General features: G+C 73.6%; 16 protein-coding genes. 5 read left to right on the top strand and 11 right to left on the bottom strand.

The window, feature by feature from the left end; genetic code table 11:
- Positions 1–12 precede the first annotated feature (12 nt).
- The 3 genes from HS048_RS09995 to HS048_RS09985 all read right to left on the bottom strand — a co-directional run bounded on the left by HS048_RS09995 (position 13) and on the right by HS048_RS09985 (position 3,535).
- Complete coding sequence (locus HS048_RS09995) at positions 13–972, bottom strand: aldose epimerase family protein (RefSeq protein WP_153054081.1); 960 nt, start codon at positions 970–972, stop codon at positions 13–15.
- Between the two features lie 162 nt (positions 973–1,134).
- Positions 1,135–2,388: a serine hydrolase gene (locus HS048_RS09990; RefSeq protein WP_196466776.1), complete on the bottom strand. Its 1,254-nt coding sequence runs from the start codon at positions 2,386–2,388 to the stop codon at positions 1,135–1,137.
- Between the two features lie 163 nt (positions 2,389–2,551).
- Positions 2,552–3,535 (bottom strand): LacI family DNA-binding transcriptional regulator, encoded by a 984-nt coding sequence (locus HS048_RS09985; RefSeq protein WP_068894654.1) that lies wholly within the window; start codon positions 3,533–3,535, stop codon positions 2,552–2,554.
- A 451-nt stretch (positions 3,536–3,986) separates the two neighbouring features.
- Here HS048_RS09985 and HS048_RS09980 point away from each other — a divergent pair, with 451 nt between their 5' ends.
- Entirely contained in the window at positions 3,987–5,306 is a 1,320-nt protein-coding gene (locus tag HS048_RS09980) for an ABC transporter substrate-binding protein (RefSeq protein WP_196466775.1), read from the top strand.
- Positions 5,307–5,615: 309 nt separating this feature from the next.
- A complete protein-coding gene (locus HS048_RS38760) occupies positions 5,616–7,085 on the top strand; it encodes a UvrD-helicase domain-containing protein (protein WP_196466774.1) in 1,470 nt (489 codons plus the stop codon).
- Between the two features lie 111 nt (positions 7,086–7,196).
- On the opposite strand, the gene HS048_RS09970 is transcribed toward HS048_RS38760, so the two are convergent.
- Positions 7,197–8,417: an MFS transporter gene (locus HS048_RS09970; protein WP_068894651.1), complete on the bottom strand. Its 1,221-nt coding sequence runs from the start codon at positions 8,415–8,417 to the stop codon at positions 7,197–7,199.
- A 71-nt stretch (positions 8,418–8,488) separates the two neighbouring features.
- Here HS048_RS09970 and HS048_RS09965 point away from each other — a divergent pair, with 71 nt between their 5' ends.
- Positions 8,489–9,448, top strand: a complete 960-nt coding sequence (locus HS048_RS09965) for a DUF5937 family protein (RefSeq protein WP_191894196.1) — start codon at positions 8,489–8,491, stop codon at positions 9,446–9,448.
- Between the two features lie 169 nt (positions 9,449–9,617).
- Here HS048_RS09965 and HS048_RS09960 read toward each other — a convergent pair whose 3' ends face one another.
- Positions 9,618–11,120: an aldehyde dehydrogenase (NADP(+)) gene (locus HS048_RS09960; protein ID WP_068894649.1), complete on the bottom strand. Its 1,503-nt coding sequence runs from the start codon at positions 11,118–11,120 to the stop codon at positions 9,618–9,620.
- A gap of 231 nt (positions 11,121–11,351) precedes the next feature.
- On the opposite strand from HS048_RS09960, the gene HS048_RS09955 reads away from it, so the two are divergent.
- Positions 11,352–12,173, top strand: coding sequence for an acyl-CoA thioesterase II (locus HS048_RS09955; protein WP_196466773.1), 822 nt, complete (start codon positions 11,352–11,354; stop codon positions 12,171–12,173).
- 78 nt (positions 12,174–12,251) lie between these two features.
- On the opposite strand, the gene HS048_RS09950 is transcribed toward HS048_RS09955, so the two are convergent.
- The 6 genes from HS048_RS09950 to HS048_RS09925 form a co-directional block, all read right to left on the bottom strand.
- The gene (locus tag HS048_RS09950; protein ID WP_068894647.1) at positions 12,252–13,250 is read right to left on the bottom strand and encodes a zinc-dependent alcohol dehydrogenase family protein; all 999 of its coding nucleotides are present in this window, start codon (positions 13,248–13,250) and stop codon (positions 12,252–12,254) included.
- Positions 13,251–13,607: 357 nt separating this feature from the next.
- Positions 13,608–15,194, bottom strand: a complete 1,587-nt coding sequence (locus HS048_RS09945; RefSeq protein ID WP_196466772.1) for an acyl-CoA synthetase — start codon at positions 15,192–15,194, stop codon at positions 13,608–13,610.
- Positions 15,195–15,244: 50 nt separating this feature from the next.
- Positions 15,245–16,396 (bottom strand): thiolase domain-containing protein, encoded by a 1,152-nt coding sequence (locus tag HS048_RS09940; protein ID WP_068894644.1) that lies wholly within the window; start codon positions 16,394–16,396, stop codon positions 15,245–15,247.
- A 61-nt stretch (positions 16,397–16,457) separates the two neighbouring features.
- Positions 16,458–17,477, bottom strand: coding sequence for a lipid-transfer protein (locus HS048_RS09935; RefSeq protein WP_196466771.1), 1,020 nt, complete (start codon positions 17,475–17,477; stop codon positions 16,458–16,460).
- Between the two features lie 10 nt (positions 17,478–17,487).
- Positions 17,488–18,339: a Zn-ribbon domain-containing OB-fold protein gene (locus HS048_RS09930; RefSeq protein WP_196467844.1), complete on the bottom strand. Its 852-nt coding sequence runs from the start codon at positions 18,337–18,339 to the stop codon at positions 17,488–17,490.
- Between the two features lie 154 nt (positions 18,340–18,493).
- Positions 18,494–20,044 (bottom strand): acyl-CoA synthetase, encoded by a 1,551-nt coding sequence (locus HS048_RS09925; protein ID WP_068894642.1) that lies wholly within the window; start codon positions 20,042–20,044, stop codon positions 18,494–18,496.
- 379 nt (positions 20,045–20,423) lie between these two features.
- On the opposite strand from HS048_RS09925, the gene HS048_RS09920 reads away from it, so the two are divergent.
- On the top strand, positions 20,424–21,914 hold the full coding sequence (locus HS048_RS09920; RefSeq protein WP_196466770.1) for a hypothetical protein: 1,491 nt from the start codon (positions 20,424–20,426) through the stop codon (positions 21,912–21,914).
- Positions 21,915–22,012: the final 98 nt, after the last annotated feature.

The following is a 22,012-nucleotide window of genomic DNA, read 5'->3' as shown; positions in this document are numbered from 1 at the left end:
GGCTCCGAGGGGTCAGCCGAACCGGTAGACCGTGCCGGAGGTGAACTCCTCGCCGGGGCGCAGCACGGTGGAGGGGAACTCCGGCCGGTTCGGCGAGTCGGGGAAGCGCTGGGTCTCCAGGCACAGGCCCGCGTGCCTGCCGTAATCGGTGGCCACGCCGTCGAGCATGTTGCCGGAGTAGAACTGCACGCCCGGCTCGGTGGTGGTGACCCGCATGACGCGGCCGCTGACGGGTTCGCGGACCTCGATGTCTCCGCGCAGGACGTAGCAGTGGTCGTAGCCGCCGCCCAGCGCCGGGTCGTCGATCCGCTCGCCGATCGCGTGCGGCGTCGTGAAGTCGAACGGGGTGCCCGCCACCGGTGCGAGCTCGCCGGTCGGGATCTTGGTGGAGTCGACGGGCAGGTAGTGGTCGGCGTCGATCCGGACGACGTGCCCGAGGACGTCGCCGGAACCGGCGCCCGCGAGGTTGAAGTAGGAGTGGTTGGTCAGGTTGAGCACGGTCGGCGCGTCGGTGGTCGCGCGGTAGTCCAGGACCAGGGCGTCGTCGGTCAGCGTGTAGGTGACGCTCGCGGTCAGCGTGCCCGGATAGCCCTCCTCGCCGTCCGGGCTGACGTACTCCAGCGTCACGGCCGACCGCGAGGCGTCGGCGACCCGCCACACCCGCGAGGAGAAGCCGCCCGGCCCGCCGTGCAGGCTGTTGGGCCCGTCGTTGACCGGGAGCTCGTGGGCGGCCCCGTCCAGGGTGAACCGCCCGCCCGCGATGCGGTTGCCGTACCGCCCGACGACCGCGCCGAAGTAGCGGCTGCGCGTCAGGTAGTCCTCCAGGGTGCCGCAACCGAGCACCACGTCGACCCCGGAGACCTCCAGGGACTGCACGACCGCGCCGTAGCTCAGCACCGCGGCGCGCATCCGCCCGCTGGACAGGACGTGCCGCTCGACGGGCTCCCCCGACGGCGTGGTTCCGAAGTGCATGCGTGCGCCTTTCATCAGGAGACGGCCGGTCCCGGCGCCGGTCCGGTGGGCTCCCGGGCGCCCCGCTCGGGAGCCCCTCGATCGGTCCCATGGCGGCCGGGTCATTGTAGGCGAGCACGCCGGCCGCTCAGAGTAACGGACCCCTCAGAAGTAACGGGCCCTTCAGAAGTAACGGGGGCCGAGATCGGTGGCGGGCCAGGAGGCGACCTTGTTCAGGGCGGCGTTCATCCGGGAGCTGAGCACGTCGTAGTCGGGGGTGCCCTGCTCCTCGCGCCGGTTGAACAGCGCGGCGTAGGTGAAACCGTTCTGCAGGCGGGCCAGGTAGGTGTAGGTCCCGGGCATGCTGCCCGCGTGCCAGGTGTTGAGGTTCCCCGGGACCTGGCGCACGTACCAGCCGCACCCGTACCACCAGCCGTCCCCGCTGACACCGATCTCGGGCTTGGCGAGCACCTTCGCGATCGACGCCGCGCCGAGCACCGGGCCCGCGGCGTCGAAGACGCCGGCGAAGCGGACGAGGTCGACGGCGGAGGCCAGCCAGCCGCCGTTGGCGTCGTGGTTGGGCACGTTGAAGCCGCCGTAGGGGTACGGCACGGTGGTCCCGGTGTCGTCCAGGACGGTCTTGGCGGTGTACTGCGACGCGTAGGCCACCTCGCCCGCGGCGGCCTCCGACCGGAGGCTGCGGCCGATCCGCATCCGGGTGATGCCGAGCGGGGCGAGGACCTTCTCCTTGACGTACGACTCGTAGTCCGTTCCGGAGACCTTCTCGATGATCCGGCCGAGCAGCATGTAGCCGTAGTTGCTGTAGGCCATCCCCGTCCCGGGGGCGAAGTCCAGGGGCCGGGCGGTGGCGTACCTGATGATGTCGGCGTGGTCGATCGGCAGGGGCACGTCGAGCGCGGCGGAGATCGCGTGGTCGGACCAGAGGTGGTCCAGGGAGACGCTCCGGTCCCAGCCGCCCAGATGCTGCATGAGGCGGAGCACGGTCACCTGCGCCAGGCGGGGGTCGGCCTCGGCCGACAGGCCCAGCAGGGTGGTGACCGGGGCCGAGAGGCCGAGCCGGCCCTCCTGGACCAGGCGCATGACCGCGGCCGCGGTGACGGGCTTGCTCAGGCTGGCGATCCGGAACAGCGAGGTCGGGCTCACGGGCGGGACGTATCGCGCCTGGGACGCGGTGTAGTAGCCGCGGGCCAGCAGGAGCCTGCCCCGCTTGGAGATCGCGAGCTGCGCGCAGGAGATCTCGCGCTCCTTGACGAAGGTCTTCATCACCTCGTCGAACCCGGCGAGCTCCGCCGGAGCCGTACCGGTCGTCTGGAGCCCGGTGGGCGGCGGTGCGGCGGCGGCCGGGCGCGCGGTGAGCAGGGCCGGCGCCAGCGCCGCACCCGTCCTGATCAGGTTTCTCCGGCTGAACGTCGCCATTTCCGCCCCATCCGAACGACAGATCCTCACGAGAAGGGATCATGTTAGGGGATCATGCCCCCGAGTGATGATCTTTCGGCGGAACCGGCCGGCGCGGAGGCGGCGGGCCGCGCCAGGAGGCGGGCCGCGCCAGGAGGCGGGCCGCGTCAGAAGACGGACCGCGTCAGGAGGCGGCCGGTTCCGGGGCCGGTCCGGTGGACTCCCGGACGACCAGGCCGGTCGCCAGGGTGGCCAGGGTGGCGGTGCCGCCCTCGGCCACCGACTGGAGCAGCAGGTCCACGGCCATCCGCCCGGCGGCGGCCGTGGGCATGGCCACGGTGGTGAGCTTGGGCCGGTTCAGCCGGCCGGCGACGATGTCGTCCACTCCGACGACGCTGACGTCGCCGGGGACCTGGACGCCCCGCTCGTGGAGCCCCTCGATCAGTCCCATGGCGACCAGGTCGTTGTAGGCGAGCACACCGGTCGCGCCCGAGGCGGCCACCTCGGCGGCGGCGGCGAGGCCGCCCTGCTCGGTGGGGGTGTTGGGGCCGAGGAAGACCAGGTCGACCCCGTCCACCGCGGCGGCGGCCTCCCGCATCCGCTTGCTCGTCCACGACCCGCTCGGCCCGGAGACGAGGGCGACCCTGCGGTGGCCGAGCCCGGCCAGGTGCTCGATCGCGAGCCGGGCGCCCTGGCCGATGTCCATCAGCACCGTCGGCATGCCCTTGACCTCGCGGTTCACCACGACGAACGGCACGTCGGCGTGGAGCCGCTCGATGGCCCGGTTCGACAACCGCGGGCTGCACAGCAGCACCCCGTCGACCTGCTTGGCGAGGGCCTTGATCAGCTCCTCCTCCACCTGCGGGTCCTCGTCGGTGTCGGCCACGAAGACGTGGTAGTCGCGCGTCCTGGCGTGCGCCTGGGCCGCCTTGATCAGCGGCGGGAAGAACGGGTTGGAGATGTCGGCGACGATCAGCCCGAGGTTGTGCGTCCGGCCGGTGGTCAGCGCGCGGGCCGCGCGGTTCGGGCGGTAGCCGAGGTCCTCGGCGACCGCGAGCACGCGGTTGCGCGTCTCGGGGTTGACCAGATGGGGTGCGGAGAAGGTGCGGGAGACCGTGGAGACGTGCACACCCGACGCCTGCGCCACGTCCCTGATCGTCGCTGCCACTCTGCTCCTTCGCCGGGGTGCTCACCGGGCCCGGCAGCAGGGTAGTACAAACGGTTGCATCGCTGTCAACGCCGCGTGTCAGAGGCTTCGGAGGGGCGGGAACGGTTGCCATCCCGATGAATCCTGGAGCGGCACTTCCCCCCAGTTCAGCCGGGGTTTATCAAATTGCGCTCTTGACGTTGTGTTCTGGTATCCGCCATGTTTCACGCAACCGGTTGCAAGCCCCCAGCACCGAACGGGAAGGAGTCGGCCCTCCGATGGCAGTCGACGCGGCGGATCTCAGAATACGCCCCCGTCGGAGCCGCGCGGCGTGGACGCCCCGCCCGCCGGTCTCCCGCCTGGCGAGCGCACCGGCCGTCGTCGCGTCGACGAGGTACGTCCCGCAGAGGTGCCGCGGGCCGAGAGGTACGTCGGGTCGGGAGGTTCGAGAGCGTTGAGAGGTTCGAGAGCAATGACCACACGCTCCAGGCGTACGGCGGTCCTCGCCGCCGCACTCGTGCTCGGGACCGGCGCCGCCGCCTGCGGGTCCGGGGACCCGGGCGCCGGCCCCGACGGCAAGGTCGTGATCACCTTCTGGGACGACAACGGCGGTCCCGCCCGCACCCCGGTGTGGCAGCGCATCATCGCCGAGTTCCAGAAGGCCAACCCCACCATCGAGGTCAGGTACGTCGGCATCCCGATCTCCCAGGCGCAGCAGAGGTACGACGCCGCGATCGCCGGCGGTGAACCGCCCGACGTGGGCGGTGTCACCAGCGCGATGCTCTCCAACCTGGTGGCGCAGGAGGCGCTGGAGCCGGTCGACGACCGCATCTCGGACGGCGCGCTGAACGGCAGGCTGAACCAGCAGGTGGTCAACACGGTGAAGGCGACCGTGGCGGACGGCAGGATCTACATGGTGCCGCTGTCCACCAACATGGGCGTGTTCTGGTACCGGACCGACTGGTTCTCCGCGGCCGGCCTGGAGGTCCCGCAGGACTGGGACGACTTCTACGCCGCGGCCCAGCGGCTGACCCGCGCGGGCAAGGACCGCCACGGCTACACCATCCGGGGCGGCGCGGGCTCCATCGCGCAGCTGCTGGAGGTGCTGTACGCCCAGTCCGGCATCACGGAGATCTTCGACGCCGCGGGCCGGGCCACCGTCGACGACCCGCGGAACGTGGCCGCGCTGGAGAGGTACGCCGCCCTCTACAAGAGGGTCACGCCCGAGGCCGACTACAACAACGACTACGTGAAGATGGTCGCCCAGTTCGACGGCGGCGGCATCGGGATGATGCAGCACAACCTGGGCTCCTACAACGACCACGTCAAGACGCTCGGCGCGGACCGGGTCGCGGCCATGGCCGTGCCGAGGTCCGGGAGCGGCGTGCGCACGATCCTGTCGAACCCGGTCACCGGCATCGGCCTGTTCGCCGGCGGGGAGAAGCAGGACGCCGCCTTCAAGTTCGCCGAGTTCGCCGCCTCCAAGGCGGTGAACAGCCACTGGGCGGAGAAGACCGGCGTGCTGCCGGCCAACACCGAGGTCAACGACGAGCCCTGGATCAAGAAGCTGCAGCACGTCGACATGGCGGTCAAGGTGCTCAACGACCCGGCGACCAGGGTCGTGCAGATGCCGTACCACCTGCCGGAGTTCAACACGATCACCAAGACCGACGCGGAGCCGCAGTTCCAGAAGGTCCTGCTCGGCCAGCTGACCGCCGAGGACTTCCTGGGCGAGATGGCGGCCAGACTGACCGCGGCCCAGGCCGCCTACAGGCAGCGCCACAGCGGCTGACCCGCCCGCCGGGTCCCTCGCACGGACCCGGCGTCCGTTCTCCGCCCTCCGGCCCCGCCCTCCGCCCCCGGGCCCCTCCCCTGGGCCCCTCCCACGGACCCCGCCCTCCGCCCTCCGGCCCCGGGCCCCACCGCCTGACCCGGTGGGGCCCGGTTCTCCCCTGCGGTCTCCTCCCGCTCCGCGCCCGGAACGCCGCACTCCACCGGCGCCTCATCGGGATCTTCACCAAAACCGATATACCTCAACGTCACCGATCGATTACATTCTGAGGTCTTCCGTCGTATCCGACCTCTTCCCGCAGGAGCCCCCGTGCCCGCACCGACGATCGAGCAGGAGGCCGCCGTCGCCGCCTTCCGCGACGGCGAGGACCTCGCCCTGCAGGCCGGAGCGGGGACCGGTAAGACCACCACGCTCACGATGCTCGCCGCCGCCACCCCGCGGCGCGGGCTGTACATGGCCTTCAACAAGGCCATCGCCGTGGCCGCCGCCCAGGTCTTCCCGCCGACCGTGGAGTGCCGGACCACGCACTCGCTCGCCTACCGGGCCGTGGGCCACCGCTACCGGCAGCGGATGGCGAACGCCGTCCGGATCCCGAGCTGGCAGGTGGGCGCCCATCTCGGCATCGCCCCGAATCTGGCGCTGCGCATCGGCGAGCGCAGGATCACCGGCAGGACCGCGTCCATGGCCGCCCTGCAGACGGTCAGCCGGTTCTGCCACTCCGCGGCCCGGGAGATCACCGCCGGCCACGTCCCCCGGCTGCGCGGCCTGGAGGCCGACCCCCTGCACGCCGAGCTGGCGGAGCTCGTCCTGCCCTACGCCCGCAGGGCCTGGGCGGACCTGCAGAGCCCGTACGAGGGCGCGGTGCGCTTCGAGCACGACCACTACCTGAAGATGTGGGCGCTGACCGACCCCCGGATCGAGGCCGACTTCCTCCTGCTCGACGAGGCCCAGGACACCAACCCCGCGGTCGAGCGGCTCTTCACCGGCCAGCGGGACCACGCCCAGCTCGTCATGGTCGGCGACTCCGCCCAGGCGATCTACGGCTGGCGGGGCGCCCGCGACGTGATGTCCGGCTTCGACGGCACCCGGCTCGCCCTTTCGCAGTCCTTCCGGTTCGGCCCGGCGCTGGCGGAGGAGGCCAACCGGTGGCTGACCCTGGTCGACGCCCCCATCCGGCTGAGCGGAACTCCGGACGTCCCCACCGAGCTGGCCGCGGTGGAGCGCCCGGACGCGATCCTGTGCCGGACCAACCTGGGCACGATGGCCGAGATCATGGCCCTGCTGCAGACCGGCGGGCGGGTCGGCCTGGTCGGCGGCGGGGAGGGCCTGGCCTCGCTGACCAGGGCCGCCCGCGACCTCAGGGCCGGCCGCCGCACCTGGCATCCCGAGCTGGCCCTCTTCGAGACCTGGGGCGACCTGCAGGACTACGCGCAGTTCGACCCGGCCGGCCGCGACCTGCGGACTTTCGTCGATCTGGTCGACGAGCACGGCCCCGAGGTCCTCCTGGACGCGCTCTCCCGGCTGACCGACGAGCGCGACGCCGAGGTCGTGGTCTCCACCGCGCACAAGGCCAAGGGCCGCGAGTGGACGCGGGTGCGCATCGGCGGGGACTTCAGGGGCGGCGAGCCCGAGGTCTCGGAGGGCGAGGACGGCGAGCGCCGCCAGGGCCGGGTCGGCGACGCCGAGGCGCGTCTGGCCTACGTCGCGGTGACCCGGGCCCGCCACCGCCTGGACCTCGGCGGCCTGTCCTGGATCGACCGGTACGCCCCGACTCCGTGACCGGCACACCCCGGCGTCATGACCGGGGCCCGCGCCGCCGCCCGCACCGCCGGCCGAGGCCGAGGGCCGGGGCCGGGTGGAGGTCCCCGCCGCCTGACCCGGCGGGCCCGGTCAGTCCTCCCAGCGGCGCAGGCTCGGCCAGGCCAGCAGGCTGACCAGCAGGCGCAGCACGGCGCAGACGATCCAGGGGGCGACCAGCCCGAGGGCGTCGGCGACCAGGCCGCCGCAGACCGCGCCGAGCGGGATGGCGCCGAAGGAGATCATGCGGCCCGCTCCGCCGACCCTGCCCAGCAGCTCGGCCGGGATCAGGCGCTGGCGCAGGGAGGAGGCCATGACGTTCCACAGCGCCACGGCCAGTGAGAAGACGGTGAAGAGGGCCACCACCGTGACGGCGCTCCTGCCGACCAGGGCGATGCCCAGCCAGCTCAGCGGGATCACCAGCTGGACGCCGAGCGCGATCGGCCGGCCGCCGAACCGGACGACGACGCGCCCGGCCACGAGGCTGCCGGCCACGCCGCCGACCGCCATGGCGGCCACCAGCACGCCGTACCCTCCGGATCCGACGCCGAGCACGTCGCGGGCGAACAGCACCAGCGTGGACAGCGCCATGGTCTCGCAGAAGTTGCCGGCCCCGGCGATCAGCGTGAGGGTCCTGGGCAGCCGGTTGCGGGCCAGCCAGCGCAGGCCCTCCCCGATCTCGGCGAGCATGCGCCCGCGCGGCCGGGAGCGCTCGACCGCGCCGCCCGCGCGGATCCGGGTGATCATCATGAGCGCCAGCAGGAACATGGCGGCGTCCAGCCAGAACGGCAGCGGCATCGCCAGCGCGAACAGCGCCGAGCCGAGGGGCGGGCCGCCGAACTCCCCCAGGATCGATTCGGTGGCGACCCTGCGCCCGTTGGCGGTCTCCAGCTCCGACTTCGGCACGACGGAGACGATCAGCGCCTCGCCGGCCCCGGTGACCAGCAGGCCGGCCGCGCCGACGCCGAAGGCCAGGACGAACAGCATCCAGATCCGGGCCGCGCCGAGTGTCACCAGCAGCGCCAGCACGGCGATCAGGAACACGTGCGCGCCCTGGGCGGCCATCATCAGGCGCCGCCGGTCGAACCGGTCGACCCAGGCCCCCATCGGGAGGCTGAGCAGCAGCCACGGCAGGGTGGCCGCGGCGGTGACGCCGGAGACCAGCACGGGGTCGTCGGTGGTCGCGGCGGCGAGCAGCGGCATGGCGGCGACGAGCGCGCCGTCGCCGAGCGTGGACAGGGCCCCGGCGCCCCACAGGTGACGCCAGTCCCTGCCCAGGCCCCTCACGGGGGCCGGGGCGTCAGCAATGGTCATGCCGGACAGGGTGCGCCGCAGCGGGCGGGCGGCGTTATCGTTTAGCCGGTTCTACAACATCGGAGGCTCGGATGGCGGTCACGATCACGCTGTCCCGGACGGAGACGGCCCGCGTCCGGTTCGCCTACTCGCCTCTCGCGGAGACCGTCTTCGCCGTCAAGCTCCTGTTCCGCGACGGCGCGAACGCGGTGCACCACCGCTGGGTCCGGCAGGCCGGGAAGGCGGTGGCCGGCGATCCCGACCTGCCGCTCCTGGCCGACCTGACGTCCGGCTGCGTGGCGGCCTTCCTGCTGCCGCCGCCCTCCGGCCCGGAACCGGCCTTCGCCGACGAGCTGGAACGGGTGCGGCGCACCCCGCACGACCACTTCCGCACCGAGCTCGACCGGCTCTTCGGCCCGGGCGGGCGTCCTGAGCTGCGCGCCGATCCGGCGGCGGTCCTGGAGCGGCTGGCCGGCGCGCTGGAGCGCCACCACGACCGGCTGATCGCCCCGCACTGGGGGCGGATGCGGGCGATCCTGCTCGCCGACGTCGAGCACCGGGCGCGCACGCTGGCCGCCCGCGGCGTGGAGGGCCTCTTCGCCGCCCTGCACGAGAACATCACCTGGCGGGAGGGGGACCTCGTGGTGAGCGGGCGGCGCACGCCCGGCTCCTTCACCGTCGACCTGGGCGGCCACGGGCTCGTGCTGTTCCCGACGATCTTCTGCTGGCCGTACATCTGCATCGACATGGAGCCCCTGGCCGCCGGGTCCCTGCGGTACCCGGCACGCGGGCTCGGCACGCTCTGGGAGCCCGCGGGGCCGGTGCCCGAAGGGCTGGCGGCGGTGCTGGGCCGTACGAAGGCGGCGCTGCTGGAGGCCCTCGGCGAGCCGTGCCCCACCGGGGAGCTGGCCCGGCGCCTGGGCATCACGGCCAGCGCGGTCTCCCAGCACGTGGGCGCGCTCCGGGAGGCGGGGCTGGTGACCACCCGCCGCGACGGCCGTACGGCCCTGCACCTGCGCACCGAGCGCGGGACCCGGCTCACCCAGGTCTGAGCACCGGCGCCTCCGGCGACCGGCGCGGGCCGGCCGGAGGAGTGCGCGCGCCTCTCCGGCAGCGTGTGGTCCTCTCCGGCACGGAGGAGGGCAGGCCCGCCTCACCGACGTGCCGCGAGCGGACCGGGCGGCGGCACCGGGGCCGGTTCCCGGTGCCGGCGGCCGGGGATCAGAGGGTGAGCGTCCCGTCGACGCGGCGGGGGACGCCGAGCGGGTTGTCGTCGCGCAGCTCCGGCGGGAGCAGCTCGGCGGGCCAGTCCTGGTAGGAGGTGGGCACCAGCCAGCGGCGGATGGCCGCGGCGCCGACCGAGGTGTGCGCGGGGGCGGTGCTGGAGGGCCACGGGCCGCCGTGGTGCATGGCCCAGCGCACGGCGACGCCGGTCGGCCAGCCGTTCCAGATGACCCGGCCCGCCTTGCGGGTCAGCACCTCGGCGATCTCCTCGGCCTCGGCCGGGTCGGTCGCGTGCACGGTCGCGGTGAGCGAGCCGTCCAGCCGCTCCAGTACGGCGGGCAGCTCGGCCGGGTCGCGGTAGGTCACCACGATCCCCGCCGGGCCGAAGCACTCCTCGGCCACCCGCGGCAGGGCCGCGGCGAACGCCTCGAGACCGGTGGTGAAGAGCTGGGGGGTCACCGCGTAGGCGCCCTCGCCGGCCCGGCCCTCGGCCAGCCGGTCGAGCTCGGAGAGCCGCTCCAGCTCGTGCAGGAAGCCCTCCCGCATGCGCGCGGTCAGCATCGGCCCGCCGGTGGTGGCGGCGACCGCCTCGGCGAGGGAGACGAGCAGCCCGGCGTCCTCGGGCACGAACAGCAGGCCGGGGTTGGTGCAGAACTGGCCGACGCCGAGGGTGAGGGAGGCGGCGAACCCCTCGGCGAGGCCCTCGCGGCGGGCCGAAGGGAGGACGACCACCGGGTTGACGCTGCCCAGCTCGCCGTAGAAGGGGATCGGGTCGGGCCGCTCGTCGATCATGGCCTGGATCGCCTTGCCGCCGGGGATGGAGCCGGTGAAGCCGATCCCCACCACGTGGGGGTGACGGACCACGCACCCGCCGGCCTCGCGCCCCCGGACCAGGCCGAGCAGGGCCGGGTCGGGCAGGGCGCCCCGGACGACCTCGGCGGACAGCTCGGAGGTGCGGGGGTGGCCGTCGTGGGCCTTGACCACCACGGCGCACCCGGCGGCCAGCGCCGAGGCGGTGTCGCCGCCCATGACGGAGAAGGCGAAGGGGAAGTTGCTGGCCGCGTAGACGCCGACCACGCCGGACAGGGGGCGGTTCATCCGGCGCAGGTCGGGGACGGGGGGCTCGGCGGTGGCGTGGTCGATGACCGCCTCGGCGTGGCCGCCGTCGCGCAGCACCTTGGCGAAGAGCCGGAACTGCCCGGCGGCGCGGGCCACCTCGCCGCGGAGCCGGGTCTCCCCCAGCGCGGTCTCGGCGTCGGCGACCCGCCAGAGCTCCTCGACGTTCTTCTCCAGCGCCTCGGCCACGGCCTCCAGCACCTGGGCACGGGTCTCGCCGGAGCCGCCGGACAGCTCGCGGGCGCGTTCGGTGGCGGGCGTCTCCCGCCAGACCCGGCCGGCGGCGTGGGCCGCGCGGACGATGGCGTCCGCCTCCGCCGCGGAGTTCGCGGGGAAGGGCTCGCCGACGGTCTCGCCGGTCCGGGGGTCATATGAGTGGATCATCGTAAAGCCTTTCGTCACCGGGTCGGCCGCGGCGCTCGGGCACCGGCCACCTCCTAAGGTAAGCGCTTTCCGAACGGAGCGCCACCCGGGACGGGCCCGAGGTCGAGGGGGTCGGGGGTCTGCCGTGCCTGGTCTAGGTAAGTTGTCGGACACATATCCGGTGTGCGCCGGAACATCCGTCCCGCGGATCATCCGTCCCGCGGAACGTCCATCCCGCTCCGAGGAGACAGCGTGACCGAGATCGACGCCCCGCCGCATCCCTTCACCGCGGCCGTCGCCCTCACCCCCGCGGCCGGCGGCCGCCTGCGCGGCCGGACCCGGCCGGAGTACGCGAACATGGTCGGTCCCTTCGGCGGGGTCACCGCCGCCACCCTCGTGCGCGCCGTCCAGCAGCACCCCGACCGGCTCGGCGACCCGCTCTCCCTCACCGTCAACTACGCGGGCCCCGTCGCCGACGGCGACTTCGACGTCACCGCGCGGCCCGTGCGCACCAACCGGACCAACCAGCACTGGATGATCGAGCTGACCCAGGACGGCGCCGTCGCGACCACCGCCACCGCGGTCTTCGGCCTCCGCCGGGACACCTGGTCGGACACCGAGCTCGCCATGCCGTCCGTGCCGCCGCCGGACGCCGTCGCCGTGCACGGGTTCCCGGACTTCATCGCCTGGGCCCGCAACTACGAGATGCGGTTCGTCACCGGCGCCGTGCCGGAGCAGGGCGCCGGTGAGCACCCGGACTCGACCTCGACCCTGTGGGTGCGCGACGCCCCGGCCCGCCCTCTCGACTTCCCGGCGCTGACGGCGATGTGCGACGTGTTCTATCCCCGGGTGTTCCTCCGGCAGGGCCGGTACACGGCGGCCGGCACCGTCTCCCTCACCGTGTACTTCCACGCCGACGCCGCGGAGCTCGAGGCCTGCGGCGAGGACCACGTCCTGGGCACCGCGCGCACCCACCGCTTCTCCCGGGGGTACTTCGACCAGACCGCCCACCTGTGGAGCCGCGGCGGCACCCTGCTGGCCACCGCCCACCAGTCGGTCTACTTCAAGGACTGAGGGTCCGCGGCGCCGTCCCGGAGACGGCCGCGGGAGCCTCTCCCCCGGCGACCAGCCGGCCCGACGGCCCGACGGCGGTCAGTGCGCGACGGTGACCACGACCTTGCCGATCCGGGCGTCCGACTCCAGATACCGGTGGGCCTCGACGATGTCGCCCAGGTCGAAGGTGCGGTCCACCACGGGCCGGAAGGCGCCCGAGCGCAACCCGGAGGTCACGAAGGCGGCGGCCCGGCGCAGCCGCTCGGGCCGCCTGGCCGTCTCCAGCATCGTGTAGGTGCGCATGTTCAGCGCGGGCATGCCGAGCTCGAAACCCGGATAAGGGGTCTCCCGGCCGCTCAGCGCGCCGTACAGCAGCAGCGTGCCGCCCTCGGCGACCACCCTGGCCAGGTCCCGCACGCCCGGACCGGCGACGGCGTCGAAGACGTACTCCGCGCCCCGCCCCCCGGTCGCCGCGAGCACCCGCTCGGCCACGTCCTCCGACCCGCTGACGATCACGTCCGCCGCGCCCTCCTTCAGCAGCGCCTCCTTCTTGGCGGCGGTGCGGGTGACGGCGATCGGCGTGGCGCCGATCCGCTCGGCGACGTGCAGGGCGGCCAGGCCCACGCTGCTGGAGGCCGCGTTCAGCACGACGGTGTCCCCGGGACGCATCCCGCCGACCTCCACGAGCCCGCCGTAGGCCGTGAGGTACGGCATCCACACGGCCGCGCCCCCGACCGCGTCGAGCCCTTCGGGACGCCGTACCAGCGCCGCCGCGGGCACGATCGCCCGCTCGGCGTAGACGCCGTGGTCGTTCTGCGAGAAGGCGGGCACGGTGCTGACCGCGTCCCCCGGCCGGAACCCGGTCACGCCCTCGCCCACCGCCTCGACCGCACCGGCCGCCTCCGTGCCCAGCCGGGCCGGGAACCGCTTCACCGGCTCGATGTAGTGCCCGGTGCGGAACAGCACCTCCGCCCGGTTGAGGCCGATCGCGTCCACCCGGATCCGCACCTCGCCCGGGCCCGGCTCACCGACCTCCACCTCCTCCAGCCGCATCACCTCGGGCCCGCCGAGCCCGTGGAACAGCACCGCCCTGGTCATCGCCCCTCCCCCGTACCCGGGGAACGGCGACCCGTTCCCCTCCGCCGGGGGTGGACACCGCCTGCGCCGCGACGGCCGGCGGCCTCCACGCGCCCGCCGCCGGTGGCGGGCGGCGGGGCGGTGCGGGAGGCGCCGACGGCGGCTTCCTCGGTCATGTGGAATGTCATGGACCTACCGTCCACCACACGCCCGGACCGCCGGCAGTGGCCCGAATGCCGAACATCCGGAGGATCCGGCCAGCGCACCGCACCGTGCCCGTCATCGTGACGCGGGTCGAGAGCTCCGACGTGTCCGTCCCGTACACGGTCTCCGGCGGCGTGGTCAGGCGGCCCGCATCGAGGGCCCGCACCGGGAGGTCTACCGCGAGGCGGCCCGGGCCGTCTCCCGGGCCCAGCGGTAGTCGGCCTTGCCCGCCGGGGAGCGGACCATCTCGTCGACGAAGGCGAAGATCCGGGGGACCTTGTAGCCGGAGAGCCTCCTCCGGCAGTGCGCGTCGAGCTCCGCGGTCGTCGGAGCCGTGCCGGGGCGGGGCTCGACCACCGCGGCGACCCTGCTCCCCCAGCGCTCGTCCGGCACCCCGGTGACGACGGCGTCGAAGACCGCGGGGTGGCCCTTGAGCACCGCCTCGACCTCCTCCGGGAAGACCTTCTCCCCGCCGGTGTTGATGCAGCCCGAGCCCCGGCCGAGGAACGCGACGGTGCCGTCCTCCTCGACCGTGGCCAGGTCGCCGGTGAGCAGCCAGCGCACCCCCGCCGCGTCGGTGACGAAGGTGCGGCGGGTCTTCTCCTCGTCCCGGTGGTAACCGAGCGGGATGCGACCGCTCCTGGCGACCGTGCCGACCTCTCCGGAGCCGGGTTTCACCGGTTCCAGGGACGGGCCGAGCACCGTCAGGCCGACGGTGGCGTTCGGCTGGAAGCGCAGCCCGGTCTCCGGGGAGGAGCCGGGGGCCGCCGAGGCGGTGTAGCCGGACTCGGTGGAGCCGAAGCTGTCGACGATCATCACGTGCGGGACCAGCTCCTGGAGCCGGTCGCGGACCGCCCCGGTCAGGATCGCCCCGGTGGAGCTGAGCACCCCCAGCGACGACAGGTCGTAGGAGCCCGCGGCGAGCTCCTCGGCGAGCGGCCGGGCCATCGCGTCGCCGGTGATGCTGAGCGTGAAGGCCTTCTCCCGCTCGATCGCGCGCAGCACCGCGACGGGGTCGAACCGGCGGACGTAGACCATGGTGCCGCCCATCCACCAGGTGATGAAGGTGGCCATCTGGGCCGCGCCGTGCATCAGCGGCGCCGCCGTCAGCATGACCAGCGGCCCGGAGGCGCGCGCCTGCTCCACCACGGCCTGCGGGCTGCGCAGCGGGTCACCGTACGGGTTCCCGCCGCCGAAGGCGAAGAACAGGTCCTCGGTCCGCCACAGCACGCCCTTGGGCATGCCGGTCGTGCCGCCGGTGTAGACGATGTAGAGGTCGTCCCCGGAGCGGGCGGGGAAGCCGCGCGTCTCCGGCATCCCCTCCAGCGCCGCCTCGTACGGCACCGCCCCGGCGACCTCCGACGGGCCGCCCACCGCGACCAGGTGGGCGAGCGTGGGCACCCGGGGCGCGACGGCCGCCACCCGGTCTCCGAACTCCACGTCGAACAGGAGCGCCGCCAGCTCGGCGTCCCGGTAGAGGTAGAGCAGCTCGTCCTCGACGTAGCGGTAGTTGACGTTGACCGGTACGGCCCGCAGCTTCAGCGCCGCCAGCATCCCGGCGATGTACTCGACGCCGTTGTAGAGGTGGAGGCCGACGTGCCGCCCCGGCCCGACGCCGTGCGCGGCCAGGTGGTGCGCGAGCCGGTTGGCGTGCGCGTCCAGCTCCGCGTAGGTCAGGCGGCGCCCGTCGCAGACGACGGCGACGCGCTCCCCGATCGCGTCCGCGAGCCCTTCGAACAGATCTGCGTGGTTGAACTCCATCGGGGGCGCTCCTTCGACCGCTGCCAGGGTCCGGCCCTGCTCTGAGGGCTCTAGGGTCTGTCTCTGCCGACCATCCACATCGCGAAGAACTGCGCGCCTCCCCCGTAGGCGTGCCCGAGGGCCCGGCGGGCCCCGTCCACCTGGTGCTCGCCCGCCATCCCGCGGACCTGCAACGCCGCCTCGGCGAACCGGATCAGCCCGGAGGCGCCGATCGGGTTGCTCGACAGCACCCCGCCGGAGGCGTTCCACGGGATGTCGCCGTCCAGGGCGGTGGCCCCCGACTCGGTGAGCTTCCAGCCCTCCCCCTCGGCGGCGAAACCGAGGTTCTCCAGCCACATCGGCTCGTACCAGGAGAACGGCACGTAGACCTCGGCCACGTCGATCTCCCGGCGCGGGTCGGTGATCCCGGCCTGCCGGTACACGTCGGCGGCGCAGTCCCGGCCCGCCCGCGGGTCCACCGTGTCGCGGCCGGCCCGGAAGATCGGCTCGGAGCGCATGGCCGTGCCGAGGACCCAGGCGGGGGTGCCGGTGACGGCCTTCTCCGAGGCCAGGACCAGGGCGCACGCGCCGTCGCTGGACGGGCAGGTCTCCAGGTAGCGGATCGGCTCCCAGAGCATCGGGGTCGACTCGACCATGGCCCGGTCGATGCCGGGGATCCGAAGGTGGGCGTAGGGGTTCTTCAGCGCGTTGCGCCGGTCCTTGACCGCGACCAGCGTGCCGATGTGGCCGGGCGCCCCGGACCTGCGCATGTACTCGCGGATGTGCGGGGCGAAGTAACCGCCGGCGCCGACCACCAGCGAGGCGTTGAACGGCGGGTGCGTGGACAGGGCCCAGGTGGCGTTGGACTCCGACTGCTTCTCGAAGGCCACCACCAGCACCCGGTCGTGCACCCCGCCCTGGATGAGGGAGGCGCCGACCAGGGCGGTGGAGCCGCCGACCGAGCCCGCGGTGTGCACGCGCATGATCGGCTTTCCGGCCGCGCCGAGCGCGTCGGCGAGGTACGCCTCGGGCATCATCACGCCCTCGAACAGGTCGGGGGCCTTGCCCAGGACGACGGCGCCGATGTCCCGCCAGGTCAGCTCCGCGTCGGCGAGCGCGCGGGCGGCGGCCTCGCGGACCAGCCCGGCGATCGAGACGTCCCGCCTCTTGGTGCGGTACTCGGTCTGCCCCACCCCGATGACCGCGCAGCGGTTACCGCTCATGGTCGCTCACCACTCCTCGCTCGCTCCGCTCACCGCGCCGGATCCGCTCCGCCCCCATGGCTCAGCCCTCCAGCACGGCGACGAGGTTGTGCTGCAGGCAGGGGCCGCTCGCGGCGTGGCCGAGGGCGCGGTCCGCGGTGCCGCCGATGACGCGCCGGGCCGCCTCGCCGATCCGGATCAGGCCGGTGGCCATGACGGGGTCGGCGGCCAGCGGGCCGCCGCTGGGATTGACCTCGGTGGCGGCGGACAGGCCGAGGGCCTCGCGGAGGATGGGTTCTTCGTGGCTGAACCGGACGTGCAGCTCGGCCACGTCGACCTGAGCCTTGCCGGCCCCCGCCGCGCGTGCGGCTTCGGCGGCGGAGGCCGACCGGGCGAGATCTCTCATTCCCAGGTAATGGGAATCCATGCAATGGGCGATGCCCGTGATCCAGGCGGGACGCTCGCACACGCTCCGGGCGAGGTCCCCGGCCGCCAGCACCACCGCGGCGGCGCCGTCGGCGGGGGCCGCGACGTCGTACGGCCGCAGCGGCTCGACCTCGAAGGAGTCCCCTTCCGGGTCGGGCAGGTCGAGCGCGAAGGGGTTGGCCCGCCCGGCGGCGCGGCTGCGCCGTACGATCTCGTCGAGCTCGGCCCGGTCCGTCCCGCGCGCCGAGGCCTGCAGGGCGGCGTAGGAGACGTGGTCCAGGCCGAGTGGGGCCAGGTAGTACGGGTCGAGCTGGAGGGTCATGATCTGGTGCAGGTCGCCCTGGGAGGGCTTGCCGAAGCCGTAGACCAGCGCCGAGTCGACGTCGCCGTGCTGGAGCCGTACCCACGCCTCGTACAGCGCCCAGGCCGCGTCCATCTCCACGTGGCTCTCGGAGATCGGCGGCCAGGCGCCGACCGCGTCGAGCGCGGAGACGAACGAGAACGGCGCGCCCGCGAGATAGTCGCAGCTGCCCGAGCAGGTGAAGCCGAACGTCCGCAGGCCCGACGCGCGCCGCACCTCCTCGATCACCGGCAGGATCAGCTCCGGCTCGCTCAGCCCCTCGTCGACCGCGCTGTGCCGGGTCTGGGCGAACGCCACGACCGCCACCTCACGCATCCGCGTCCCCCTACAGCTCGGCGTCGGGTTCGCCGGTGGGGGCGAACCACTTGATGTTCGACATCGACAGCGGGGCCGGCGCCCACTCCTGCCGCGGGGCCCAGACCGCCCGCACCCGCATGCCCTGCCGCACCTCGTGCGCCGGGACGTCGCCGACCAGCGCGATCAGCGGCACGTCCGCGCCGTCGAGCAGGATGTAGGCCGAGACGAACGGCACCTCGGGGGCGCGGGGGTCGGGCAGGTTGTTGATCGCGAAGGTGGTGACCGTGCCGGTGTCCGGCAGCTCCCGCTCCTCGGTGATCGCGACGCCGCACTCGGGGCAGGACAGGCGGTAGGGCACGTAGACCTTGCCGCAGGAACCGCAGCGGCAGCCCAGCAGCACGCCCCGGGCCACGCCCTCCAGGAAGCGGGTCAGGGCCCGGCCGGGCCGCAGGCGGTACTCCGCGCGGACCGGAGAGACGATCTTCACGACCTCGGGCACGAAACTCTCGATGTCGGTGATGTGCCCGGTGCGCTCGGCCCGCCAGCGGGGGCGGACCCGCAGGCCGGGGCGCATGGCGCGGGCGTCGCCGGCGTCCACCGCGTGCACGAGCGCCGTGTCCGCGCCGTCCAGGCGGATCAGCGCCCAGGCGAACGGGCGGGAGAGGGGGTGCTCCGGGCGGGGGGCGCCCACCCAGGCCCAGCTCTGCACGGTCCCGGCCGGGCCGACCTCGGCGAACTCCCCGGTGACGTCCTCGCCGGTGGCCGGGTCGTACTCCAGCGGGGGCACCAGGACCCGGCCGTCGGCGGTGCGGACCCCGACGATCCGCGCGTCCCGCAGCTCGGTGAGGAAGCGCCCGATCACCGGCCCGGTCGTGCGCATGTAACCGCCGGGGAACTCCAGGACGTGGTCGACGACATGGTCGATGAGGGGGTCGACGACGGGATCTCCGGCGGGAACCCCGCCGGGATCCGCGGCGGTTCCGCCGGGGTCCGCGACGGCTCCTCCCGGCGGCGCGGTCGCCCCGGGCGGCGCCTCAGATGGCACGGTCATGTCCCTCCCAGTAGGGGTCGCGCAGCCGGCGTTTGAGGAGCTTGCCGTTGGGCTCGCGCGGCATCTCCTCGATGAAGTCGACGCTCTTCGGCCACTTCATCCTGGACAGGCGGCCCTCCAGGGAGGAGAGGATCTCCGCGGCGAGCTCCGGGGAGGGCTCCACCCCGGGCGCGGGCTCGATCACGGCCTTGATCTGCTCGCCCCACTCCTCGTCGGGCACGCCGAACACGGCCACGTCGGCGACCTTCGGGTGGACCGTCAGCTCGTTCTCGATCTCGGCCGGGTAGATGTTGGCCCCGCCGGAGATGATCAGGTCGGCCTTGCGGTCGCAGAGGAAGAGGAAGCCCTCGTCGTTCAGGTAGCCGATGTCGCCGACGGTGAAGAAGTCCCGCAGGCGATTGGCCTCCGTCTTGGCCGGGTCGCCCTTGTACTCGAAGGAGGCGCCCATCATCTTCATGTAGACGGTGCCGGGGGTGCCGGTGGGGACCGGCCGCAGGTCCTCGTCCACGATGAGCAGCTCGCTGATCGGCCAGGCGGTGCCGACGGTGCCCGGGTGCTTGCGCCAGCCCTCGGGGGTGGCGATCGTGCCGCCGCCCTCGGTCGCCGCGTAGTACTCGTAGACGCAGTCGCCCCACCACTCGAGCATCGCCCATTTGACGGGGACGGGACAGGGGGCGGCGGCGTGGATCATCCATTTGAGCGAGGACAGGTCGTAGGCCCGCCGGGTCTCCTCGGGCAGCGAGAGCAGGCGCTTGAAGTGGGTGGGGACCAGGTGCGAGTTGGTGACGCGGTACCGCTCGCAGAGCCGGAGCATCTCCTCGGCGTCCCACCGGTCCATGTAGACGAGCGTGTGGCCCATGTGCAGGGCCGTGCCGCCGAACTGGGTGACGGCGGTGTGGTAGCCCGGCGAGGTGACCAGGTGGACGTTCTCCTTGCCGGGGGTGATGCCGAACATCGACAGCAGGAAGGTCATCAGCTCGGCCGAGTCGTCCGGGTCCAGGCCGTTGAGCGGGCGGCGCACGCCCTTGGGCCGGCCCGTGGTGCCGGAGGTGTAGTGCATGGTGGCGCCCGCCGTACGGCCTGCGGGGGCGGTGTCCGGGCGGCCTTCGGTCAGCTCCGCCGCGGGCCGGGCGCCGTCCACCCGGCCGAAGGCGAAGACGCGGTCGGCGGGCAGGCCGGACCCGGCGGCGGCGCGCATGCCCTCCGCCGCGTGGCGCTCGTGCACGAAGAAGGCCCTGGCCTCGCTGTCGTCGATGATGTAGGCGATCTCGGGACCGGTGAGGTGCCAGTTGACCGGCGTGTAGTACCACCCGGCCTGCAGCGCGGCCAGGTAGAGCACCAGGCCGTCGGCGCCGTTGGGGACCAGGCCGCAGATCCCGTCGCCGGGCTCCAGGCCCAGCTCCCGCAGGCCGTGCACGAGGCGGTTCGCCCGGGCCAGCAGGTCTCCCGCGCGGTGTTCGGTGCCGTCCGGGTCCACGGCCGCGATCCGGTCCGGATCCGCCTGCGCCAGTCTCCAGAAGCCGAGCGTGCCCATCGCGGGTTCCCCTCTGGTCGGAAGGCACCCCGGCCGCCGGAGCGGTGCGCGTCCCCGGATCGCGGCACGGCACCGGCGGCATGGAAGCCCTCGAACGAGAACGTGTTCTTGTTCGCAGGGGCAGAGTAACCCGGCCGCGCTCGCCTAACAAGCGTTTGATTCGAGGGTGGATCCCGGCAGGCCCTTTACCTTTCCATCACCATTGGCACCGCCGTCGTCACGCATAGCTCATGAAAGGTAAGAAGAAAGTCAAGTTCATGGATGAAACTGCTTATTTGTCCCTTATGGGAACTTTGCTCGGTCAATATGGCTAGGCGAGAGGCGGCGTCCCCGAGCTGGGCTCATGTTGACCACCCGCCGTCTCCGCGATGGGGAGATCATGCGTTTCAACAAGTCCCTGGCGGCCGCCGGTGCTCTCGGCCTCGCCGTACTGACCGCTTCCCCGGCGTTCGCCGACGACATCGACGGCGTCCCGGCCGGTTCCGTCGTCGATCTGACCGAGGCGCGGGGCGACCTCGACGTCACCGCCTCCGAGGGGGTGACCCCCGAGGCCGCGCCCGCCGCCGCCCCGGAGGCCGCCGCCCCGGAGGCGGAGGCCGAGGCGCCCGCCGCGGAGCCCGCCCCCGCGGCCGAGGCCGACCCGGTCCCGGCGCAGGCTCCCGCCGAGGAGCCCGCCGAGGAGCCTGCCGAGAAGCCCGCGCCCGCCCAGGACCCCGTCCCGGCGCCGCCGGCGCAGGACCCCGCGCCCGCCCAGGGCCCCGGGTCCGCGCCGAACCCCCCGCCCGGCGACGTCGTGGAGGTCAAGCGGCCGGTCATCGACTCGGCCGTCGTCACCCCCGGCGCCATCGTGCGCGGCGGCGCCTACACCGTGACGGTCCGCACCCTGGAGGTGCCGAACGGCGCCCGCGTCTTCATCCGGGGCATCGGCGGCAGGAGCGCCGCGGGCATCATCCGCTCGGGCCGGGCCGTCATCGGGATGACCGTCCCGGCCGACGCCCGCCTCGGCGAGCACACCCTGCGCGTCAGCGTCACCCGCGCCGAGCCGGTCGAGACCTGGGCGGTCGTCAAGGCCGCACCGGTCGCCTCGCTGGACCTGCGCACCAGCCCGGGCAGCGTCCGGGCCGGGCAGACCTACCAGGCCGTCGTCAACACGAAGCGGGCCAAGCCCGGCACCGTGGTCACCGTCAAGGACCTGGCCGGCCGCCTCCACCGGGCGAAGCTCGACGCGCACGGCTGCGCGCGGATCACCCTGACCGTGCCCAAGGGCACCAGGCCCGGCCGCTACGCGGTCTCGGCCTCACTGCCGGACGGCGCCCGCGACTCCGCCGCGCTGACCGTCGTCAGGACGCCGCTGCCCGCGGGCCGGATCGCCCTGGACCTGACCCCGGACACGATCACCGCGGGCGGGAAGTTCACCGCGCTGATCGCGACCACGTACGTGGCCCCCGGCACCCGGGTCACCCTGGTCGACCCGGCCGGCCGCAGGTTCACCCTCAAGCTCGACCGGAACGGCGCCGCCATCAAGCGGTTCCACGTCCCGTCCAGCACCGACGCGGGCTCCTACTGGTTCACCGCCAAGCTGCCCACCGGCCAGAAGTCGTCGGCCCGGCTGACGGTCAAGAGCCCGCGGGCGCGCACCGGCGCGCACACGCACGTGCACACGCAGACGAACGTCTACACGAAGATCTACACCTACACCTACACCCCCCGGGGCGGCGCGCAGACCGGCGGCGGCCGCATCGAGCAGAACCTCGCCGCGAACACCACCGGCACCGGTTCATCCCCCCTCGCCGCGCTGGCGCTCGGCGGCACGCTGATCGCCGGCGGCACCGGCGCGGCCCTGTTCGGCCGCTTCGGCCGTCAGGGCTGAGGCTCCACCGGAGCCGACGCTCCATCGGGGTGCGGACCCGATCCCGGGTCCGCACCCCCGGCCCCCGGACGGCTTTCCCCGTCCCGGCCTCCCTCCCA

The sequence above is a fragment of the Planomonospora sp. ID91781 genome, assembly GCF_015711595.1.
GTDB classification, from domain to species: Bacteria; Actinomycetota; Actinomycetes; order Streptosporangiales; family Streptosporangiaceae; genus Planomonospora; species Planomonospora parontospora.
This window is presented reverse-complemented; position numbering and strand designations above follow the sequence as displayed.